The 23,191-nt window shown below is 58.9% G+C and carries 13 protein-coding genes; 9 read left to right on the forward strand and 4 right to left on the reverse strand.

All coding sequences use genetic code 11. The features are described from left to right. Window positions 1-216: 216 nt before the first annotated feature. Together TBK1r_RS31470 and TBK1r_RS31475 are read left to right on the forward strand one after the other, a co-directional pair. Window positions 217-1,026: an ATP-binding cassette domain-containing protein gene (locus TBK1r_RS31470; protein ID WP_145219346.1), complete on the forward strand. Its 810-nt coding sequence runs from the start codon at window positions 217-219 to the stop codon at window positions 1,024-1,026. After that, window positions 1,023-3,293, forward strand: a complete 2,271-nt coding sequence (locus TBK1r_RS31475) for an ABC transporter permease subunit/CPBP intramembrane protease (protein WP_145219348.1) — start codon at window positions 1,023-1,025, stop codon at window positions 3,291-3,293. Before TBK1r_RS31470 ends, TBK1r_RS31475 begins: the two co-directional genes overlap by 4 nt. 2 nt (window positions 3,294-3,295) lie before the next feature. Here TBK1r_RS31475 and TBK1r_RS31480 read toward each other — a convergent pair whose 3' ends face one another. After that, the gene (locus TBK1r_RS31480) at window positions 3,296-4,114 is read right to left on the reverse strand and encodes a sugar phosphate isomerase/epimerase family protein (protein ID WP_145219350.1); all 819 of its coding nucleotides are present in this window, start codon (window positions 4,112-4,114) and stop codon (window positions 3,296-3,298) included. A gap of 129 nt (window positions 4,115-4,243) precedes the next feature. Continuing rightward, window positions 4,244-5,179, reverse strand: coding sequence for an aldo/keto reductase (locus TBK1r_RS31485; RefSeq protein ID WP_145219352.1), 936 nt, complete (start codon window positions 5,177-5,179; stop codon window positions 4,244-4,246). Between the two features lie 315 nt (window positions 5,180-5,494). Between TBK1r_RS31485 and TBK1r_RS31490 the strand changes: the two genes are divergently transcribed. From TBK1r_RS31490 to TBK1r_RS31520, 7 genes are all read left to right on the forward strand, one after another. Then, window positions 5,495-6,721: an HD-GYP domain-containing protein gene (locus TBK1r_RS31490; RefSeq protein ID WP_145219354.1), complete on the forward strand. Its 1,227-nt coding sequence runs from the start codon at window positions 5,495-5,497 to the stop codon at window positions 6,719-6,721. A gap of 243 nt (window positions 6,722-6,964) precedes the next feature. Then, window positions 6,965-8,077, forward strand: coding sequence for a Gfo/Idh/MocA family protein (locus tag TBK1r_RS31495; protein ID WP_145219356.1), 1,113 nt, complete (start codon window positions 6,965-6,967; stop codon window positions 8,075-8,077). Between the two features lie 96 nt (window positions 8,078-8,173). Next, on the forward strand, window positions 8,174-9,817 hold the full coding sequence (locus tag TBK1r_RS31500) for a solute:sodium symporter family transporter (protein ID WP_145219358.1): 1,644 nt from the start codon (window positions 8,174-8,176) through the stop codon (window positions 9,815-9,817). Between the two features lie 424 nt (window positions 9,818-10,241). Then, window positions 10,242-13,982 carry a protein kinase domain-containing protein gene (locus TBK1r_RS31505; RefSeq protein ID WP_419580584.1) on the forward strand — a complete coding sequence of 1,247 codons (3,741 nt, stop codon included), beginning with the start codon at window positions 10,242-10,244 and terminating at the stop codon, window positions 13,980-13,982. Between the two features lie 379 nt (window positions 13,983-14,361). After that, a complete protein-coding gene (locus TBK1r_RS31510; RefSeq protein ID WP_145219362.1) occupies window positions 14,362-15,213 on the forward strand; it encodes an HDOD domain-containing protein in 852 nt (283 codons plus the stop codon). 8 nt (window positions 15,214-15,221) lie between these two features. Then, complete coding sequence (locus tag TBK1r_RS31515; RefSeq protein WP_145219364.1) at window positions 15,222-15,983, forward strand: potassium channel family protein; 762 nt, start codon at window positions 15,222-15,224, stop codon at window positions 15,981-15,983. 551 nt (window positions 15,984-16,534) lie between these two features. Continuing rightward, complete coding sequence (locus tag TBK1r_RS31520; protein WP_145219366.1) at window positions 16,535-17,818, forward strand: DEAD/DEAH box helicase; 1,284 nt, start codon at window positions 16,535-16,537, stop codon at window positions 17,816-17,818. Window positions 17,819-18,067: 249 nt separating this feature from the next. On the opposite strand, the gene araD is transcribed toward TBK1r_RS31520, so the two are convergent. Both araD and TBK1r_RS31530 read right to left on the reverse strand, forming a co-directional pair. Further along, window positions 18,068-19,801 (reverse strand): L-arabinonate dehydratase, encoded by a 1,734-nt coding sequence (gene araD, locus TBK1r_RS31525; protein ID WP_145219368.1) that lies wholly within the window; start codon window positions 19,799-19,801, stop codon window positions 18,068-18,070. Between the two features lie 75 nt (window positions 19,802-19,876). Further along, complete coding sequence (locus TBK1r_RS31530) at window positions 19,877-22,990, reverse strand: [protein-PII] uridylyltransferase family protein (protein WP_145219370.1); 3,114 nt, start codon at window positions 22,988-22,990, stop codon at window positions 19,877-19,879. Window positions 22,991-23,191 lie beyond the last annotated feature (201 nt).

The raw sequence follows: 23,191 nt of genomic DNA on the forward strand, positions 1-23,191 counted from the left end.
CGTCAAGTGCGAGTGTAATCCGTCGACCGGTCAGAAGAAAACTCGCGCGTCTGTCGCAGACGCCCCCCCATAAGCGTTGCCGTTTCTGTCGGTTGTGCCGCGGAGGATGAGTCGATCCCATCGTGGTGCCGCGGGATTTGAAACACACGGACCATTCAATGAGCTAGCTTCGAGAAGCCATTTCAGACAGACCGCACCTTGGGCCCGCTTTTTCGCATGATCCACGTTCAACATCTGACCAAGACGTATGAGGATCTCCAGCGTGGCCGGTTCGTGGCCGTTGACGGCATCTCGTTTTCGGTGCAAAAGGGCGAGATTTTTGGTTTGCTGGGGCCGAACGGGGCGGGCAAAACCACGGTGCTGCGGATCTTGAGCACGGTGCTCGAACCGACCGAAGGCATCGCCACCGTCGCCGGGTATGACGTGGTTCGCGATTCGGCCGAAGTCCGGCGGCACATCGGGTTCGTCAGCAACAACACGGCCATCTACGACCGCATGACCGCCTGGGAGATGGTGGAGTATTTCGGGCGACTTCACGGGATGAAGTCCACCACATTAAAAAAACGTTTGGAAGACCTGTTTGATCAATTGCGAATGAACGACTTTCGCGATGTCCCCGGCGGCAAGATGTCCACGGGGATGAAGCAAAAGGTTTCGATCGCACGGGCGATGATTCACGACCCGCCCGTGCTGGTGTTTGACGAAGCGACGTTGGGCTTGGATGTGCTGGTCGCCCGCAATCTGCTGGGCGTGATTCGATCGCTGCGTGAAGCCGGCAAGTGCCTGATCTTCTCGACGCACATCATGAGTGAAGTGGAACGGTTGTGCGATCGGATTGCGATCATGTATTGCGGCAAGATTCTCGACAGCGGCACCCTCGAAGAACTTCGAGACCGCCATCGCGAAGATGACTTTGAAGAGCTGTTCTTTGGGTTGCTCAGCCAACACGAACAAGAGATGCGCGTCGGCGGACGAATCGGTCATGCGTCGGCGGCCAACCATGGGGTGGGAGAACAACTGGTATGAGCGATTCGTCCCGAGCGATTCGACGACAAGCTGAACTGGCAGGCAAGCCTCGCGCGTCCGCGGTCTGGCTGATCTACATGCGCGAGATGCGGGACCAGCTGCGCGACCGCCGAACGCTGTTCACCATCGCCGTGCTGCCCATCATGCTGTATCCGCTGGTGGGCATGCTGCTGTTGCAGATTGCCCAGTTCACCCGCCAAAACCCGACCTCGGTCTGCGTCATCGGCACCGAGAACATCGAAGGGGCACCGCCACTGTTCGAGGGCGAAACGTTTGCCCCCGAATTGATCGAGCAACCTGATTCGCTGGAACTTCTGACCTATCGCTGGGACGAACTGTCGGCCGATCGACCGGTTCGTGACAAAGCCAACGAGTGGGTCAAGACCGGTGCGTTTGATTTGGTCGTGTTGATCCCGCCCGCCTTCAAAGACAACGAACTGATGGGCGACCTGGTCGGGACAGACTCGAAGTCGACCTCGGCAGAGGAGAACCGCGACTCGGACATCGAACTGTTGTTCAACGTGGGCAGCGACCAGTCCGTCGTCGCCAGACAACGTGTCGCCGGCGTGCTGGCGTCCTGGCGAGGCGAATGGATCAAAGAGCGTTTGTCCGGCGTCGGCATCGATGCCGAAATGTTACTGCCCTTTGAGTGGTCCGACACCGACATCGCGCCCGAACGGACGCGTGAAGCGGCGTTCTGGAGCAAGCTGCTGCCGTTCATCATGCTCGTCTGGGCGATGACGGGAGCGTTCTATCCCGCCGTCGACCTGGTGGCCGGAGAGAAAGAACGGGGAACGCTGGAAACGCTGCTGTGCAGCCCCGCGCTGCGCAGCGAAATCGTCTGGGGAAAACTGGGCGCGGTCGCTTCGTTCAGCATGTTGACGGCCCTGCTCAACGCCGGAAGCATGCTGCTGACCAGCTCACTGGTCTTTCAACACATGGGTGTCGGCGGTGCCGGCGCCGCATTGGGCTCACCGCCACTGGTGCCGATGCTTTGGTTGTTCGTCGCGCTCGTACCCCTGTCGTGCCTGTTCAGCGCGCTTGCCCTCGCGGTCGCGGCGATGGCCCAGAGCAGCAAAGAGGGCCAGTACTATTTGATGCCGCTGATGATGGTGACATTGCCATTGGTGATGTTGCCGATGCTGCCCGGGACTACGTTAAATATCGGCACCAGCCTGATTCCCGTCTCGGGGATGTTCTTGCTGGTCCGCGCCTTGGTCGAAGGCCAGTATGGGACCGCATTGTTTTATGTTCCGATGGTGGCAACGGTCACCGGTACCTGTCTGTGGCTGGCCGCCCGCTGGGCCCGACGCCAATTCGAAGACGAAGCGGTGTTGTTCGGCGGCGGCGAACAATGGGAACTGGGGATGTGGGTGCGGCACCTGTGGCGAGATCGACAAATCGCGGCCACCCCCGCGCAGGCCTACGCCTGTGGGGCGATCGTGCTGGTCACCTTGTTCTTTGCCCGGTTAACGATTTCGGAAATGCCGAAGGACTTTGCCGGCATCGCGAAACTGGTGATGATGCCCCAGGTTCTGATCGTGTTCCCGGCGTTGATCATGGCGACGATGCTGACGACCTCCGTCCGCCAGAGTTTGCGACTGCGGATGCCGCACTGGACCACACTACCGCTGGCGGTCTTGTTCGGCATCACGCTGCACCCGAGCTACGTGATGCTGTCCAAGATGATCAACCACGTCTATCCGGTCAGCGAGCAAGCGGCCGCGGCGATGAAACCCTTCGCCGAACAGATCGCATCGGCTCCCTGGGCGGCCGTCGTGCTGCTGATGGCGTTGGTGCCGGCGGTTTGCGAAGAACTCGCGTTTCGAGGATTCATCTTCGGCGGACTGGTTCGCGAAAAAGGCAAACTCCGCGCGGTGGTGTTGACCGCCGTCATGTTCGGCATCTCACACGGCGTGCTGCAACAATCGATCGCCGCGTCCGTGATGGGCGTCGCACTCGGCTGGATCACGCTGCGAACCGGAAGCATCCTCCCCTGCATCCTGATCCACTTCACCAACAATGCGTTATCGGTTTCACTGGGCCGCATCGCGGACAGCGGCTGGTCGGGCGCAACGGTCTTTTTATCTCAGACCGAACTGGGGCCTTCGTACCAGCCGTTCTGGACGCTGATCAGCATGGGAATCGCAGTGACCTGCCTGCTGTACTTCGGAACGGTTTCGCCGGCGACCGATGAGAGCGAATCCGAATTGGTCGGTTCGCACCACGACTATGTCGACCCCACGGCGTCACTCGCCTCGGCCTAGCATCAGTCGGTCTGGGTCCAATAACGAAACGCCCGCATGGTTTGACGGGCGGCTTCGTGGGGATCGGGCCACGGAAACGCTTCGGCGCACAAGTAGCCTTGGTAGTCGATCGCCCGCAACGCCTCGATGATGCGTCCGTACTGCATGTGACCACATCCGACCGGCCGGCGGTTGCTGTCGACGAAGTGAATGTGGCCGACGAGGTCACCGCCGTGGGTCAAGGCATCGGCGATGTCGGTCTCTTCGATGCCCATATGAAACAGGTCGCACAGCAATCGCACATTGGAGGTCGACAGCGATTGCAGCAGTTCGACGCCTTGGGCGACGGTGCAGCACTGATTGGTCTCGTAGCGATTCAGCGGCTCATAGATCAACGGCACGCCGTACTGGCTGGCATGCTCCCCGCCGTCTTCGAGCGCCTCGGCGAGGTACGCCCGGGCGGTTGGCGAATCGACCTCGGCGTCACTGCGACCCTGCATCGACCCGATGATCGCCATCGCGCCGAATCCGCCGGCCGCGTCGATGATGGTGCGAACAAACGCGCGGGCGTCGGACCGTTTCTTCGCATCGGCATCGGCCAACTGCAGCCGATGTTTCACCCAACCGGCACCGGTACCGAGTGCGGCCAGTCGAACGCCGGCGCCGTCGAGCAGATTGCCGAGCGAATCCAAGTTCAACGATTCCACCGAGGGGGCAAAGATTTCGACGGCGTCGTAACCGAGTTCGCCGGCAAACGCGATCGATTTTTCAAGTCCGTCCCACAGGACGAACGGCCCACCGCGAGCTTCTTCGACCAACGAAATGGTAATGCAAGATTTCATGTGACAGGGGGGTAGGGGGATTGGGAGAGACAGGGAGAGACGGAGACAAGGAGCGGACTCAGGACTTGAAACTTGAAACTTGAAACTTGAAACTTGAAACTTGAAACTTGAAACTTGAAACTTGAAACCTCACTTGTCGTTGTTTTCGGGACGTCCCTCGACGTAGACCCAATTGTGAATCGGTTTGAGGATCTCTTTGACTTCGGCGACCAGGGTTTCGTCCAGGGGTTCGTCGAGCCAATCGCACCAACCGGCGACGCGATCGGGGTTCGCCGATCCGACGACGCAACTGGCGAAGGATTCGTTGGCGGCGGAATACTGCAGCGCCAACTTTGCGATATCCGATCCCCGCTCGCGGCAATGGGTGGCGGCCGCCTTGGCGACCTCACGCACCTGATCGGTGGCCTTGTGCCACGACGGCAAGGGGGCGTCGGTCAGCAGCCGCGCCGAAAACGGAGCCGCGTTGATCAGCCCGACGCCGGCGTCTCGACAGGGCTCGACCAGGCTCAGCGCCATGTCGTTCTGTAGCGTGTAGTGGTTGTAGGTCAAAATGACATCCAGCTCGCTGCGCCGAATCATCTCGTGGAAGATTTTCATCGGGTATCCGCTGACGCCGACAAATCGAACCTTGCCCTTTTCCACCTCTTTTTTCAGGGCGGGGATGGTTTCATTGACGATTTGATCCAGGTCCACGAATTCGATGTCGTGACAGAACACCATGTCCAGATGGTCCAGCTGCATTCGTTCGAGCGAAATATCGATGCTTTCGGCGACACGGCGGGCTGAAAAGTCGAAGTGTTTGGGAGCGAAACGGCCCAGTTTGGTGCTCAGATAAAAGGAATCACGCGGCAGTTGCGGCAGCACGCGTCCGAGCATGATTTCGCTCATTCCGCGTCCATAATAGGCCGCGGTGTCGATGTAGTTCATGCCACGATCCAGCGCGACGTTCACACATCGCAGCGCCTCCGACACATCAATCGGGCGGAACTCGGCTCCGATCGATGAGGCTCCGAATCCGAGCACGGACAGTTCCAAACCGGTATTTCCAAGTGGGCGTTTTTGCATCCTGAATGTCTCCTTTTTGGTGCGATCGCTTGAGCGATGAACCTACCACACAATGGCCTCCGCTGGACACCACCGCCCACACCTGGCGGATCGATGCACCGACGTGCGACAGGAGGTTTCGGACGCTGATTGTGGACGATCGGTCTTCCCGTCGACGAAGCCGGTAAACCCGATCAATGGGTCAGAACCCGCACAGCCGATTCGACCGGATTGAGGAAAACGGCCAAACCCCGACGAAGCGATTGATAGGATTCGCTGGCCACCACACGCGAACCAAGAGTTCCGCAGATTCTTTCTTTCGTTAGGCGGAGTGCCATGAGTTCCAACGTTTCCTCGATCAATCATCCATCGTCCAACCAGGGGATCCCGGTCCCGGCGGTCAACGCCCCCTTGGTCCTCGACTCGCAGGTTCGCGTCGAACGCCGTCAGGATGTCCCGCCGGGCAAGATCATGATCGTCGATGACGAGATCGCCAACGTGCTGATCGCCAAGAAAATCCTGTCTCAGGCCGGGCACAGCGATTTTGAAACCACCACCGACTCGACGGTCGCGATGAATATGATTCACACGCGCGAACCCGACGTCGTGTTGTTGGACATCAACATGCCGCACGTCGACGGGATTTCGATCTTGTCGCAGATCCGCAGTGTCGAAAAATTCAAGCGTCTGCCCGTGCTGATCTTGACCGCGAACACTCACAGCGAAGTCAAATTGCGCTGCCTGGAACTCGGCGCGACGGACTTTTTGATCAAGCCGATCGACCCGATGGAACTTGCACCGCGGGTTCGCAATGCACTGCAGAGCAAGATGTACCATGACCAGTTGTTCTATCATGCCGCAGAACTGGAAAAGATCGTGTTGCGACGCACGAAGGAACTGGAAAAATCGCGTCGTGAAGTGATCTACTCTCTGGCCCGTGCCGCCGAGCTGCGTGACAACGACACCGGAAACCACGTCATCCGCGTGGGCCGTTACGCGGGCGTGATCGCCCGAAACCTCGGTCTGCCGGAACGCTTCGTCGACGATCTCGAACTGGCCGCCCAACTTCATGACGTCGGCAAGATCGCGATCCCCGACGCCATCTTGCTCAAGCCCGGCAAACTGGAACCGGAGGAGTACGAGATCATCAAGGGGCACGTCAAACACGGACGCCAGATCATCAAGCCCTTCGCCGCCCACGACGCCGCGACGATGCGCAGCCATGTGCAAACCGGTTCGGAAATCCTCTCCGACGGGACCTCGCTGATGCGATTGGCGGCCAGCATCGCGCAAACCCACCACGAGAAAGTGGACGGAACGGGCTACCCGATCGGACTGGCCGGTGATGACATCCCGATCGAAGGCCGGATCACCGCGGTGGCAGACGTCTTTGACGCCCTGTCCTCCGAACGGCCCTACAAGAAAGCGATGCCGCGCGAAAAATGCTTCTCGATTCTCGAGGAAGGCCGCGGAACCCACTTCGATTCCGACGTGCTGGACGCGTTTTTCGCCGGCGCGGCCGACATCGTTCGCATCCAGGTCGAATTCGCCGACTACGCCTGATCGCATCTACGCCTGATCGCATCAGGCCCAATCACATCCGGGCTCGGCTGCGCCTGCGGCGGTCCGCGTGAGATCGGTTATCGATTCAGTGAGATCTCTTCCCAATCCCGGCGTGTCGGCGGCGCGCCCGTCGTGTTCCATGTTATCTTCTTGGACTTCGTTCCAAGCTGCTGAATTCTCCGCTCGTAGAATCACAGCGGATGGAATCACAGCAGTGGACACGTTTAGAGAACATCAGCAGCGATGACAAATGCGCAGTGTCGTTGGGGAATCCTCAGCTCGGCTAATATTGCAAGGAAGAACTGGAAAGCCATCCGATTGAGCGGCAACGGCGTCGTCCGGGGTGTGTCCAGTCGATCGGTCGAACGAGCCGATCAATTCATCGCCGATTGTCAACACGAAGCCCCCTTTGACGTGGTTCCCGAGGCGTTTGATGGACACCAGGCACTGTTGGACTGTGCCGAAATCGACGCCGTCTACGTCCCCATGCCGACCGGCAGCCGAAAGGAATGGGTGATTGCCGCCGCCGAAGCCAAAAAACACGTGCTGATCGAAAAACCGGTCGCCGTCAACGCCGCCGACGCACAAGCGATGCGCGACGCCTGCAACGCCAACGGCGTTCAATTGATGGACGGGGTGATGTTCGACCACGGCAAGCGGATCGACGCCGTCAGCGAACAGGTCCGATCGGCGGCACTGGGCCAACTCCGCCGTATCCAAACCCACTTTTCCTTCGCCGGCGATTCGGAATTCCAATCCGCCAACATTCGCACCGACAGCGTTTTGGAACCCCACGGATGTCTCGGCGACCTGGGCTGGTATTGCATTCGATTCATCCTGTGGGCGAGCGGCTTCCGCGATCCCCTGGAAGTCTCCGGACGCACCCTGACCCGTTTGACACGGGAAGGATCCGACGATTGGGTCCCAGGCGAATTCGCCGGCGAACTGGTTTTCGATGACGGACTGACGGCCGGTTTCTTTTGCTCGTTCTGCACCGCCAACCAGCAACTGGCGACCCTCTCGGGTGATTCCGGATACCTGACGATCGATGACTTCGTATTGCCGTTGTACGACTCCAAAACCGAATACCAAATCCATCGTCACGAGCTGCAGATCGACAATTGCCAGTGGAATTTCCGTCGTCGCAGCGAAACGTTCCAGTGCGATGAATACCACAGCGGTGAATCCAACGCGCAAGAAGTCCAGATGATGCGGACGTTCAACGAGATTGCCCGTTCCGGCAATCTCGATCACGGCTTGGCTGACCGCGCGGTCCAAACCCAGCGCATTCTCGATGCCTGTCGGCGGAGCGATTCGTTGGACGGAAAACGGATCCCGCTCAGCGATCCCAACTGATACCCACGACGATCCCGCCCAACATCTCGCAACCCAGCGCAGCCCCACCTGCCCCTCGCTACGGGTCCGCCCCCTCTCTCGCTTCGGCACGGTCCATTGACGATTGCAACCTTTCTGTTCTTTACCGCCCTGGTCGCGTTTGCCACGTGGTGGGTCACCCGCGGCGGTGGCGAATCGACAGACGAGAGCTACTTTTTGGCAGGCCGATCGCTGACCGGTGTCTTCATCGCCGGTTCGCTGTTGCTGACGAATCTTTCCACCGAACAATTGATCGGGCTCAACGCAGCGGCCTTCACCGAAGGACTTTCGGTGATGGCTTGGGAGGTCGTCGCGGGGATCTCCCTGGTCGCCCTGGCGTTGGTGTTTCTGCCGCGTTATTTGAAATCCGGGATCGCAACCATCCCACAGTTCTTTGAAGAGCGTTACGGCAGTGGCGTGCGAACGTTGACGACGTTTCTCTTCGTCATCGCCTACATGCTGATCCTGCTGCCCTTCGTGCTCTACCTGGGGGCCAACGGATTGTCGGGAATGCTGGAACTGGAATCGCGGTTGAACATGACACAGATCCAAACGATCTGGACGGTGATCATTTTTATCGCAACGGTCGGTGGTGCCTATGCGATTTGGGGCGGATTGAAAGCGGTGGCGGTCTCGGACACCTTCAACGGTGCGGGGCTGCTGATCGGCGGATTGATGATCACCTATTTCACACTCTCCACGATCGCCGGGGAGGACGGCAGTTTACTCACCGCGTTGTCGCTGATCGCCGACCGCGACCCCGATGCCTTCCGTTCGCTCGGATCGGCCGACGAAGATGTCTCCTGGCCGACCCTCATTACAGGGGTCTTGCTGCTGAATTTTTTCTACTGGTCCACCAATCAACAAATCATTCAGCGCACGTTCGGCGCCAAAAACCTGGCCGAGGGGCAAAAGGGTGTCCTGTTGGCCGCGTTCTTCAAAATTTTGGCGCCGCTGATTTTGGTGTTGCCTGGGATTGCGGCCGCGTACTTGGTTGCCACGAATCCCGAGTTTGCCGAGCGCGTCGGCGCGACGACCGATGGGGCGGCCAACCGGGCCTACGGCACGCTCGTGGTTTCAGTTTTACCCGAGTCGTTGGTGGGATTTTTTGCCGCCGTGGTCGTCGGGTCGATCCTGTCAACGTTCAACTCGGTGCTCAACAGCAGCGCGACGTTGTTTTCCCTGGACATCTACAAGAAATTCATTCGTCCACAGGCGTCGACACACCAGGCCGTGCTCTCCGGCCAGCTGTGCAGTTTCGTCGTCGCGGTGTTCGCCGTGATCGCCGCCCCCACGTTTTTTCATGGCCGTGAAGAGGTTTTTGGTTTCTTTCAAAAGCTCAATGGCGTCTACTTCATCCCCATTCTGGCGATCATGTTGGTCGGCTTGACCAATCGCACCGTCGACGGGATGTCTGCGCTGATCACGCTGATCGTCGGCTTGACCGCAATGTCGATCGGGACGTTCTTAAGTGGCCAAAGCGAAACGGAGCAGGGCTGGGTGATCGGGACCTTCGGGTCGGGGTATCACTTCATGGGCGTCGTGTTTCTGGGTCTGATCGTGCTGCAGTTGGTTCTCGGCGCGGTCGGGTTCCGCCGCAGCACACCCTACGTCCAACAAGACGTGGGGGCGGTCGACCTGACTCCGTGGAAAGCCGCTCCCTACGTCGGCGGCGGGCTGATCCTGTTGGCCATTTCGCTGTACGCGGTCTTTGCGTTCTGATCGAAAGCGAGCGGCGGCGATGGGCGACAAATCGGGCCGCCGACAAAGGGAAGGCAGCCCCCCCACGATGCAACATTGCGGGGACACGATGTGCGCAAACGCCACGATTCAACTTCTTCTGGCGCACACCTGGATTTTGCCTCCAGCGGTTCGACCGAGTCGTTTATACTGCGTCTGAAAATTTGGCGGGGCTTCGCCACCAAAGAGATCAGAGGCAAACGATCAGGGCCAAGAGGGCTGCCGAGAGGCGAACGAACGGTTGTTGCCGAGCAAATGAACTCGATTCAATCGATCCAAGCATACGGCTAGCGTCATCGCGATGGATGCACCTCCAGAGAACCCTCCTGCAAATCCGTCTGACGAAACTCAGGGCCGCCCGTCACGCAACGACGAAACGCGTTTATCCAACTCGCTTGAATCGTGCATGAGTTCGCCGCTGGTGGCCGGCCAACGCTTTGGCGATTTCCGCATTCGCGAGTTGATCGGTCGTGGCAAGGCGGGATTTGTCTATTCGGCCGACGACTTGTTGGCCAAGCGGCGCTGCGCACTCAAATTGCTGTGCCGCATGTCGTCGCACGATTTGTATCGCAACAAGCTCGGGTTCCGCCGGATGTCTCCGTTTCGGCACCCCTGCCTGCTCCGCACCGACCGGATCGAGATCATCGAGAAGTACACCGTGCTGTCGATGGAAGAGATCGAAGGGGAGACGTTGTATGCGGCGGCATTGCGGCTCAAAGAACTGCCTCCGCCGGAAGCCTATCGGCGGCTTCATTCGCTGCTGCACGACTATGCCGTCGGATTGGCGATCATGCACTTCGGCGGTCTGGTGCATCGCGATTTAAAACCGACGAACATGATGGTCCGCAAGAACGGGCACGGTGTGATCGTCGACTACGGATTGGTCGCCAACTGCGATCCGGAAACCGACCCCTATGGGCTGCGTCCCTACATCGCGGGGACCCCGCGGTACTTTTCCCCGGAAGCGTTATGGGAACAAAGTTACACCCCGGCGGGCGATGTGTTCAGCTTGGGGCTGGTGATGCTGGATTGCCTGAACGAGATCTCGGGAAGCGATCGCTGGCTGCGTCAGGGCGATTTCGCCGACTGGGTGCGTGACGAAGACGAGCAAACGATTGCCGATGCCGTCTCGGGCATGGACGAAGACGTCCCACCGCTGCTGCGAATGGCCGTCGCCGGCATGCTCAATGCCGACCGTACCAAACGCCCGTCATCACTTGAAATCGTCGCGATGACGAAGACCGATGACAATCCGATTCGCTTGGTGACCACGCACCATCTGTTCGGCCGCGAACGGGAGTTGGAACAATGCGAGCGGTGGATCCGTGAAATCTATCGCGGCCGCACCGGGCGGCTGCACATCCACGGCGAAGCGGGCGCGGGCAAGACGCGACTGCTGGATGAACTGGAACGTCAACTTCGACAGAACAACTGGGGCCAGGTGTTTCGGGTCAAGTGCCGATCGCGCGAAAACCAGACGCTGCAGGTGTTGGACCAAATCGCCGATCAAATCGCCCAGCGTTACTCCCGTTCCGATCGCGATGCGTTGAGACTCGATCCGGTCAGCGCCTCAATCCTTATCCATTCGTTCCCCCAGTTGCGTCACGTCATCGTCACGGACCTCGCCGAAACGCCCGACATGTTCTCCGCGGTTCCGGAACGACTCGACGCACTTTCGGCCGCGTCTCGGCTGAGCCGTGAACTGCGCAAAGTCGGCCCGCTGATCATCATCATCGATGACACCCAGTGGTCCGACCACGACAGCGACACCGTCTGGGACGAGTTGCAAAAGGACACCGATGGCTTCCTGGGAATCATCACTTCCTCGCGAAAACCGGAAACCAATCAACGCCAGGCAGCCGACCAGTGCATTTACATCGGCCCGCTACCACCCGACGCGGCGCTGTCGTTCTTGCAAACCGCGGCGACGCGTTGGGATGCCAACATCAATCCCGCCGGCCTACAGGAACTGGTCGACGTCTCTCGCTGCAACGCCTTCCGATTGCAAGAACTGGCCGAAGAGTTTCGCCCCGAAGGGATGCTACACCAGGTCGAAGAATCCAACGACGCCTCGATCTCGAACCTGGGCGACGTCGATCGATTTTGGCGTGCCCGATTTGACCGTTTGAGCGACGATGCCAAATCCATCCTCGCCTTCATCGTGACCGCGGCGGCCCCGGTTTCGATCAGCCAGCTAGCGGATCTGACCGGACGAGGCGAACAAGTCGATGTGTCCGTGTTCGAATTGGTCAACCAACGTCTGGTCAATGACGACGCCACGGGTAAAGAATGCATCACCGTCGTTCATGACAAGATTGCCGACGGTTTGATCGAAAACCTGGACACCAACGAACTCCACCAAGCCCATCTGGCCTGGGCGGACTTGTTGTCCAAACTCAATCGACCGCGTGATTTCGCCGCCCGCATTGCCGGCCATTATTATGCCGCCGACCAGGACGGCCGGGCATTGCCGTTCGCGATCATGGCCGCCGAAAATGCCGACCGCGCCTTTGCCAAGTCCGAGGCAGGCGAATGGCACGAAAAGGTGCTACGCCAAGTCACCGGGGATGCCCGCGAGAAACACTTGCGAGACGCCGCACGGTGTTTCCACGAAGCCGATTTGCCCGAGAAAGCAGCCCACTACTATCTCGAGCTCTCCGAAGGGGCCACCGACACGCACGAACGCCTGCGATTTCAAACCCTGGCGCTGCAACTGTTGCTTCGAAGCGGGCAAATGGATCGCGCCCGTCCGCTGTTGGCTGACCTGGCCGACCAGTTTTCGATTTCCTTCGCCCCGGGCTCCGGGGAATGCTCACTTTCCGATGTTCGCTCGCAACTTGCCCGGCTGGCCGATCAACTGAGCGACATCAGTGAACTCGAGTTGCACCATCAAGACGCGGTGCAATCCGACGATCGAGAAACAGGCGATGAGCCTGCACCGCAACAAGATTCCGTCGAAGCGTGCGAACTGCATTTCTGTAGCGAGATCAGTCGTTCGATGGCGATGCTGGACTTTCGAGGCACGCTGCAGTTGGTGCTCCACGGCGCCAACCGAGCCCTGGAACATGGATCGACCAACGAGCAGATTCATTTCGCCGCGATGGCACATGTCTGGACCTCGCTGGTGTCCGCCGACCAGACCAGCGTTCAAGTTCAAAGCCGCGAATCCCTTGATTCCCTGCTGGCGTGCCTGAACCATCAACCGGCCGGCAAGATCACCGCGGAGATCCGTTCCGGGATCGCATTCACCGAGTCGCTGGCGATGCGATGGAGTGCCGTCCCCGATGCCGTCGACTCCTGCGTGCTCGATTTCATCGCCGATTCCAAACCGCTGCGTTTCGAAATCGCACACACCCGATGGTTACGTCTGTGGGCCGACTGGCACCTCGGACGTTGGAACGAAATGCAGTCGATGGTTCATGAGATGGTCGACGATGCCAAGCGTCGCAACGATTCCTACCAGCAGTTGGTCGCAACGATTGGCTATGGCGGAAACGGCTTGCTGTTGTCCGACAACGTCGCCGAACTGCAACAGCTTTGCCGGGACAACCAACGCATCAAGACCGACACCGGGATCGTCGAGCTGATCGATTTCTTGCAGTGGATGCAAACCGTTCAGCAAGCTCTTTACCTGGGCGACTTCGCCGCCGCCTCACCGCTGGTGATGAAGATGCGACGGTCCATCGAAAGCTCACCGATCGGACAGATCTTGCTGGTCCGTGTTTCCCTGGACTACTTCACGGCGTTGGTATCGCTTCACCTGCGAGGCCAATCATCCGCCGGCCCGCTGACCGACCCCGCAGTCGTTGAAGCCTGCATCGGTCGCTTGGAAAACCAGACCTCTGACTATGGACGGATGCTGGCCGCGCTGATCCGCGGAATCGAAAAACGTCAGTCCGAGGAACGGGAACAGGCGATCGAGGCATTTCAGCGAGCGGCAGAACTGGCAAGCCGACATGGTTTGTTTCCGTATCAACTGGCGGCCGAAGACGGTTTGCTGAACTGCGTCAAGCCTGAGGCGGATGCCGATTCGCTCTGTCAGCAGATGCTCAATCAGCGGATCGAGCACCCCGAAAAACTGCAACGCCTCTACACGGTCGCCCCACCGCGACCTCTGCCGGCAGCGACGGAAAACACCGACGCCTAGTGCTCCGTCAACTTTTAGATTTAGGGTGCCGCGGAAAAGGGGTCAGGTACCAAAAATGCGAAGCACCCGTTGGGCCATTTGGTTTTTGGTACCTGACCCCTTTTCCGCTCGATAAACGCAACCCTAAATTCAAATCTGGACAGAGCACGAGCCGCATCGCGATCGATGCTAGCCCGACGTGTCAGCGAGGGGCGCCGCGTGGCCCCGTGCTAACGCATGCGGGCTTCAATCGACAGCCCGCTAATGGTCGATGTCGGTTATCCCCTGGTGAGATTGATTTGCGTCAATCCTTAGCGACCTAGACTTTCGAGGCGATCGACGAATCACCCAATCTGAATCCGTTCTGCAACCCCTCCTCCTCCGACCCTGTTTCGCACCCATGACTCCTTGCCCACCGTGCGAACCGACCGTCGATTGTAACGAGAGAGCCAACTTTCAGTTCGAAATCCCTCGATTCTCCGCCACCGCATCACAACTCGTTGAGACGCTGAACCAAACCGAGGCGAACGTGCCCGCGGTCGTTCAACTGATCGAATGTGAACCGACGATCAGTTCTCAGGTTCTGGGACTCGCCAATAGCCCGATTTACGGCGCAAGTCGCGCGATCACAACGATCGGACACGCGGTCGTGGTCCTCGGTTTTCGTTGTGTCGCCCAGCAAGCGATCGCGTCGGCATCTGGGGCTCTTTTCAAGGCGAAAGACGCAGCTTGCCAAGCACATCGCCTGGACACTTACATCCAGTCGCTGGGCGTCGCCACGACGGCCCGGTTCATTGCCAAACGGACCAAGACCACCAACCCGGACGAAGCGTTTTTGTGTGGCGTTGTCCATGACATCGGCAAACTGATTCTCTTTCAACATGCCGGTGAAGCATACGCAGGCATGCTCGACGAGTCTCCACACGAAAAGTCATTGGCGCCTGAAATCGAATCGTACGGGATCACGCACGCGACGCTCGGTCGTCAATGCGGCGTGGCATGGTCGTTGCCGACCCAAATGTGCATCACCATCGCGAATCATCATCTGCCACTCAACGAGGCCACCGACCCGCTTTCCCGAACACTCATTTGTGCCGCCTATCTGGCGAAAAAATGGCAACTGGGATTTTGCGAGGACGCTTTCAGCGAAGATTCTGAGATGGAGAGCGAGCTTTGTGATTTCCAAGATCCTGACTTAGCGGCCGAGTGTCGCGAGCAGTTTGAAGCGATCCGCGACATCTGTCTTTCGTAGAGAGTGCCGTGGAAACGTACCGTCTGCAAAGAACGCTGACCGTCCTGGTCAGTTGCCTGATCGTCACCGGTTCGATCGGGTTCGTCGCGATCGAAGGCTGGTCGTTTGCCGATTCGCTCTACATGACGATCATCACCATGTCGACAGTTGGCTTTGGCGAAACCAACGAGTTGACGCCTCACGGTCGCATCTTCACCTCGTCGCTGATCTTGGCCTCGATCGTGTTGATGGCATGTTGGACGGCGGGCATCACCAGTTTCTTGGTGAACGGTCAGCTGAGTGGACAGTTTCATCGTCTTAGGACCAAAAAGAAGATCAACCAAATGAACAACCACGTCGTCGTTTGTGGCGGTGGAGCAACCGCCCGCACCCTGATTCATCAATTGAAAGTGCAGGGCAACGAGATCGCCGCGATCGTCAAAGAGCCCGCTGAAGTTGCGATGACGCAGCGTTTTTTTCCGGACATTCCGCTGATCGAGGCCGATCCCAAATCCGAAATGGCGTTGATCGATGCCAATATCCTGGAGGCAGCCCACTTGGTCGCCGCGACCGAATCCGACTTCGACAACCTGTTGATCGTGATCAGCGGCAAAGGACTCGGCACTGAATTGAAAGTTATCAGCGTTGCGGAGAACCCCGAATTGGCCAACCGAATGCTGAAGGTGGGGGCCGATGAGGTGGTCTGCCCGCTGGTGATTGGCGGCGAACGGATCGCGTCGATCATCAACGAAAACGCCAATCAAGAAGATTCCGTCGTCGCCTCGCTGTGAAACTTCGATCGGCCCGACAACGGCAGTTTCGGGCTTTCCGCATCCCAAGGGGACAATTCGCGACATTCAGCCCGTTTCCGTTGGATTCGTGTTGGCCAATCCTTGCGGCGCGTGTACTCTCCCTACATCAGCGAGACGGACAAGGCGCTTGCTGAGACGATTGATCGGCCAGATCAAAACGAGAAACGTCATGGACGTTTGCTGGCCCACGCGAGCCGAATCGTTGAGTTGGATGCTCAACAGGCCGCGACTGCGAGTTTCGAAATGAACGAATTCGCGCCCCTTGCTGCCTTCATTCGGCCACGTTGGCCGCTCTTTGAAAGCTGATTGCATCGATTCGATGCAACCCTCCCCGGGACTTTCTTGTTTGTCCGGGAGATCGAGCATTTCTTTCCATGCTGAAGTTGCGTCATGACATGACGCCATGAGCTGTCGGACATGTTTCGAAAACGCGAGTCGGTCTATCGAGACACGGCCACCCCAACACATCGAGATTCCCACAGCAAAGCTGTTCCGCGGGACTCTCACACAAACGATTGAAGAGACGTACGTTGAAATCATTTCAAGAATTGGAATTGTTCGAGTCGCTGGAAAAAAGACTGGCCGAATTGGACTACACCGTCCCGACCCCGATCCAAGCCCAAACGATTCCCGCCGCCATTGAAGGCAAAGACATCTTGGGTTGCGCCCAAACCGGCACCGGCAAGACCGCTGCGTTTGCGCTGCCGATCCTCGACTACCTGGGGCACGAAGCACCCCGCGCCGCGGCGGGACGCCCGCTGGCCTTGGTCCTCGCACCGACGCGTGAACTGGCCATCCAGATCGGCCAGAGCTTTCACACCTACGGAAAACACGTTCGGTTTCGACAGACGCTGGTTTACGGCGGCGTGGGCCAAAACGAACAGGTCCGTTCCTTAAAAAAGGGTACACACGTCCTGATCGCCACACCGGGCCGATTGATCGACCTGATGGATCAAGGCCACGTGCAACTGTCGGACGTCGAAATCCTGGTGCTCGATGAAGCCGATCGCATGCTGGACATGGGCTTCATGCCGGCGATCAAAAAGATCATCGCCAAGCTGCCCCAAGATCGGCAATCGCTGTTCTTTTCCGCCACGCTGCCTCCCAAGATCCGCGAACTGGCCGACCAGCTGTTGTTCAACCCGTTCCAGGTCAACGTGACGCCCAAAACGAAAAGCGTCGAACAGATCGACCAAAGTGTCCGCATGATGGACCGCTGTGAAAAGGTCGATGAGCTCGTCAAGGTGCTTCGCGGCGAAGACGTGCTTCGTTCGATCGTCTTCACACGCACCAAGCACGGCGCCAACGCGCTGACGCGAAAGCTCGAGAAGCACAACATTTCCGCGACCGCGATTCACGGCAACAAGAGTCAAGCGGCCCGCCAACGGGCACTCAGCGCATTCCGAGAGAACCGCATCTCCGTCCTCGTCGCGACCGATGTGGCCGCCCGAGGGATCGACATCGACGACGTCACCCACGTCGTCAACTTTGACATGCCGATGGAACCAGAAAGCTATGTTCACCGGGTCGGTCGAACCGGACGCGCCGGCGCCAACGGCATCGCGATTTCGTTTTGCACCGTCGACGAACGAGACAAGCTTCGGGAAATCGAAAAGCTGATCGATCAACCCTTACGCATCCAAAACCCCGGCGCAAAACTGAACGACACGGCAAGCAAACCCAGCAAGTCGTCCAACTTCGGTGGCCGTAACGGATCACGAAATGGATCGTCGTCGGCAAACGGAAACCGCCGCCCCAAGAAACGCTTCGGCAAAGGCGGCTGGAACAAGCGTCGCGCGACCGCAAAAGCGTAACGCTGAAGGCACTCAATCCGTGGGAAGAGGCTTCTACACGAGTCGCTTTTTTGCCCAAAGGGCATGCATATCCATCGCCTGGGGCAAGCAAACCGAGCATTTGCGAGGGTTGCGCCGCCCCAGGAACCGCATCGCAATGAGGTTCAATTTGGCCAACGGCCATGCACAACATTCGCGTTTGACGAGGCGTTTGTGGTTGGCTGTTGGCCTATCCCTCTCGTTCTCGTTTGATGTCTCTCCCACCAGCGGTCAATGAATACCGGGCTCTTGGCCCGGTGAACGGCCCTCGAGAAAATCGAAATCACAGCCCCGATCGGCTTGCGTGACATGCTTGGCATACAGGTGTCCGTAGCCGCGTTCGGGGAGCAACGTGCCCAGCTGTTTGGATTGGCGTCGGCGATCGATTTCTTCGTCGCTGACATCCCAGTGGATCCGTCGGTTGGGCACATCGATTTCGATGGAGTCGCCGGTCTCGACGAGCGCGAGCGGACCGCCGGCGGCACTTTCGGGTGCGATATGCAACACGCAGGTGCCATAGCTCGTCCCGCTCATCCGCGCGTCGCTCAGCCGCACCATATCGCGAACGCCCGCCTGCAGCAGTTTCTTGGGGATCGGCAACATGCCCCATTCGGGAAATCCCGGGGCGCCGAGCGGGCCGGCATTGCGGAGAATCAAGACGCTGTCCGCGGTCACGTCTAGTTCGGGGTTATGCAGCTTCGCTTTCATTTCCGGATAGTTGTCGAACACCAGCGCCGGACCGCGGTGGGTCAATAATTTCGGGTCCGCGGCGATCGACTTGATCACGCAGCCATTAGGCGCCAGATTCCCTTTCAACAAACACGTTCCACCGGCCGGCGAGACGGGATTGTCGCGCGTTCGGATGACTTCGTCGTCGATCGCTTCGGCACCTGCGATCTGTTCTCCCAGCGTGACGCCGCCCACGGTACGACAGTCGGTGTGCAGCAAATCAGTCAGACGAGCGAGCAGCGCGGGAAGACCGCCGGCATTGTAAAAATCTTCCATCAAGAATCGGCCGCCGGGACGGATGTCGCCCAACACCGGAGTGGTCCGCGACAGTTCGTCGAAATGATCCAGCGTCAGCTCGATGCCCAGCCGTCCCGCGATCGCGATCAAATGGACGATCGCATTGGTACTGCCACCGATGGCCAGCGATGTCATCAGCCCATTTTCAATGGACTCGCGGGTGAGAATGTCTGACGGTTTCAGATTCTCCCAGGCAAGGTCCACGGCGCGGCGTCCGGTTTGGGTGGCCAGACGGTGGTGGTCGGCAAACACCGCCGGTACACAAGCCGCCCCGACGAGCGACATGCCCATTGCCTCGGTGACCGCTGCCATGGTGCTGGCGGTTCCCATCGTCATACAGGTACCGGCCGAGCGGGCGATACAGTTTTCGATCCCCTTCCAATCCTGATCACACAAGTTGCCGGCAACTCGTTCATCCCAGTACTTCCAAACGTCGCTGCCGCTGCCGAGTGTTTCGTTCTTCCAGCGGCCTTTCAACATCGGCCCGGCAGGCAGAAAGATCGACGGGATGTCGGCACTGATGGCACCCATCAACATCGCGGGCACAGTTTTGTCGCAACCGCCCATCAACACCGCCGCATCGATGGGATGACAGCGCAAGACCTCTTCAACCTCCATCGCCAGCAGATTGCGATACAGCATCGTCGTCGGCTTCATCAACATTTCGCCGAGTGACATCACGGGAACTTCGACGGGAAAGCCGCCCGACTGCAAGATCCCCCGGCGGACCTCATCGGCTCGATCGCGAAAGTGCGAATGGCAGGTATTGAGTTCGCTCCACGTGTTCAGAATCGCGACGACCGGTCGGTTCTGATAATCGATGTCGTCCACCCCCATGCCCTTGATCCGCGAGCGATGCCCGAAGGAACGCATGTCATCGGGGCCGAACCAGCGATAGGAACGAAGTTGTTTCGGATCGTGGGAGGAAGGCTGGGTCATGGAGCGAGACACTGCTTAGGGAAGGAGTAGGGCGGGGAAGGGAAGGGCAGGCTAAATTCCAAAGCCGACAAGACACTAGTCCTCAAACAGTCCGTCAAACAGTTCGCGGTTGCTGGCTCTGGCTTGTTGGACCAACGCTTCGATCATCTTCGGATCGGATTCATTCATCAAAAAGGCCAGATCGCGCATCTTGGATTCTTGATCGGGCAACTCATGACGTGCCGATACATTCATCAGACGCAGATTGGCTTCGACGCGTCGCAGCGTGCGATAGTTGTTGATCAGTCGTAGCGACGTGTCGGCGGGCAACAGATCCGCGTCGGCCAACCGCTGGAGCGCATCGATCGTGCCGGTGGCGTGGATGTCGGGATGCAATCGAATATGTTCAAGCGTCAACATTTGGGCGACGAACTCGACGTCGACGGTTCCCCCGACGCCGCGTTTCAAGTTCTCTTCGCTGGCCGTTTGCTGCATCCGCAAACGCAATTCGCGGATCTCCCGAGCCATGGCGGGCCGCCACTCGGTGCCGCGCAGGATTCCCAACAAGGTATCGCTGGCGTGCTTGCGGACGTGTCGTGAACCGGAGATCACCCGAGCCTTACAGAGCGCCAACCGCTGCCACAACGGAGCCATGCCGCGTTGGAATCGGTTCGTGAACTGGTCCAGCGAAACCGCCAACACGCCTTCTTCGCCGGTCGGTCGCAGCCGCCCATCTAGCTCGTACAAACGACCATATTCGCCGGGGTGGTTGACCCGCGACATGATCGCCGAGGTCAACTGGTTGAAGAACTGGGCATTGGTGATCGTCTTCCGCGGCCCGCCGACGCGTCGCTGGGTTTCGCCGTCGCCGGTGTACAAGAAAACGACGTCGAGATCGCTGTGGTAATTCGGCTCGCGTCCGCCGAACTTTCCCAGCGCCACGGCAATCAACTCCGCCGGCTGACCGTCCGGGCCGATCGGATCACCGAAACGCATCGCCAGCTGTTCCTGCTCGTACTCGGCGACTCGCCGCACGCAGGCTTCGGCGGTATCGGCGAGCGACCGGTGCGTCGCCTGAACGGACTCTTTGCCGAGGATGTCACGCACGCCGATCATCAGATGCGCGCTGTTTTTGAACCCGTGCAAGACCACGTCGATGTCGGTGGCACGTCGACACAGATCGATCGAACGTGCGTCCAACCGCTGGGCCGAGGGCAGACGATTCATCAGCAACGAATCGATCAGCTCGTCGATCATGCCGGGCATCTCGATCAAGATGCTGCTCAGATACGGCGTCGCGGCACACATCCGAATCATCAACTGCATCGTTGCACGATTGGTTCCGAACAATTCCCACAGACTGGATTTGCCGCCGATCGATTCGGCCACGTCGGCCAGCGTCACCAACGTCCGGTCGGGGTCGGGCGTGGTCGCGATCTCGGCCAACAGGTGAGGCGCCAGCGAGGCAAGAAAATGACGACAACGTCGGCTGGAAAGAAACTGGATGGATTCGGTCGCCAGTGAATTGAGATGCTCCATCGCACGATCGGGATCTCGCAGCGAATGTCGCGACAGGGTTTGACGAACCAACTCGGGATCCGGTGACGGGTCGAGCACCAATTCGGTTTCGATCGCAAAATTCTGTGGCGAATCCGAATCCTCATCCGACGGCGCGTCGACCATCAGGTGATTGAGCACTTTCCGGTTCAACTGGAACGTTTCGCGCAACTGAGATTGGAACCGTTCCAGATCGCCGGATTTTCCCTGCGTGTCACGGATCCCCAAATGCCAGGCGACGCGTCGCCGCATCAGATCATCGTTCGGCAAGCAACTGGTCGAACGGCCGAACATCACGGACAACTGATGCTGCAATCGACAGAGACGGGCATAGCCCTTGGACAACAGGCTGCCTTCTTGATGCGTCAGACAACCTTCACGTTCCAACGCGTTGATCGCTTCGGCCGTGCTGCAGACTCGGACGGACTTGATATCGCCGCCGTGCAACAGTTGAAGGAACTGGATCATCAATTCGATATCGCGCCGACCGCCGGGCGCCATCAAGACATCGTCACCCTCGGCTTGCTGTGAATCAAAGCGACGTTGCAGTTTTCGTCGCAGCGAACGCACCTCGGCAAAGTCTTGTCGACTCATGAACCGCCGATAGATCCACGGTTCCAGTCGACCCAGGAAATCGCTCCCCAAGGAATGATCTCCCGCGACCACCCGAGCCTTGGTCAATTTGATCCGCTGCCACGTCCGCCCTTCCGATTCCAACCGTCGGGCGGTCAACGAACTGCTGCCGATGACGACATCCGACCCGAGCGGTCGAAACGAGGTGTCGATCGCGATGTTCAGCGCCGCGGCGTCTTCGGAGCTGACCAGCGCAATCACATCGGCGACCACCTGCTGAACGAACTCGCGATGCGATTCATTTTTTTCTTCGATCGCGTCGTACAAGAACAACAACTCCAACGGGCTGCCGTATCCCATCTCCGTTCCGCCCAAGTGCCCCAAACCGATCACGGCCAAACGGACGGTCTGGCCGTCAATGCGTCGCGGCAACCCGACGCGTTCGGTTTGACGCCGAAGCACGAATTTCAACGCCGCCTCCAAAACCGCATCGGCCACAAACGCCAGTTGTTGGCCGACGTGATCGGGACTCAGATCACGGACGAATTCGCCGTAGGCGATGCGAACGATTTCGCGGCTGGTGAATTTCCGGATCGCCAACGCGGCTCGATTGGGGCTTTCGAGCATTTCGAGTTCGGCGACCAATTCGTCGACCAGAAACTTTCGCTCGGCCGGCTGACCATCGCTGGCCCGCATCAAATCAAAACTTTCCGGATCGGCAATCAAACGATTGGCCAGCGTTTGGCTGGTGGCAAAGATTTGCAGCAAGGCCGACAACGCCGCCTCGTCGCGTTCAAACAACGACAACAGCGACGTCGGCGAACGGCTGGCCGAGATGAAGCGATCCAGGTTCTTGACGGTCGCGTCGAGATCGTCCAGTTCGTCGAAGTGACGCTGCAGACGATCGCGCAGGATTTCCAACAGATCCGACGGCGCACCACAGTTCCAGATCGACTGTAAATGTTGCCGGGTCGTTGCCCAGTGGTTCACCCGACCAGTGTCGATCCAATCGAAGGCGGAATCGTCGGCGCCGGGGTGGTCCGAGGGCTGGTTGGTCGAAGACGGCGTGGGCGGCTTCACGGAGGAATCGTCCTGAGCGAGGAATCGGAATCAATTAAGGAAGCGCCTACCGCCACACCACGACGGTTCCCCCCGCGACTGCACGACGCTATACGACAACGCTGTACGACGATTCAACAGAACCCGTCGGCCGGGCCAAAAAGCAAGGGAACTCTCCGTGGCATGCCCTAGTCTAAATTCCTGAGGGTTTTCCGTTAAGTC

Origin of the sequence: Stieleria magnilauensis (assembly GCA_007753675.1) — a bacterium.
Classification (GTDB): domain Bacteria; phylum Planctomycetota; class Planctomycetia; order Pirellulales; family Pirellulaceae; genus Stieleria; species Stieleria magnilauensis.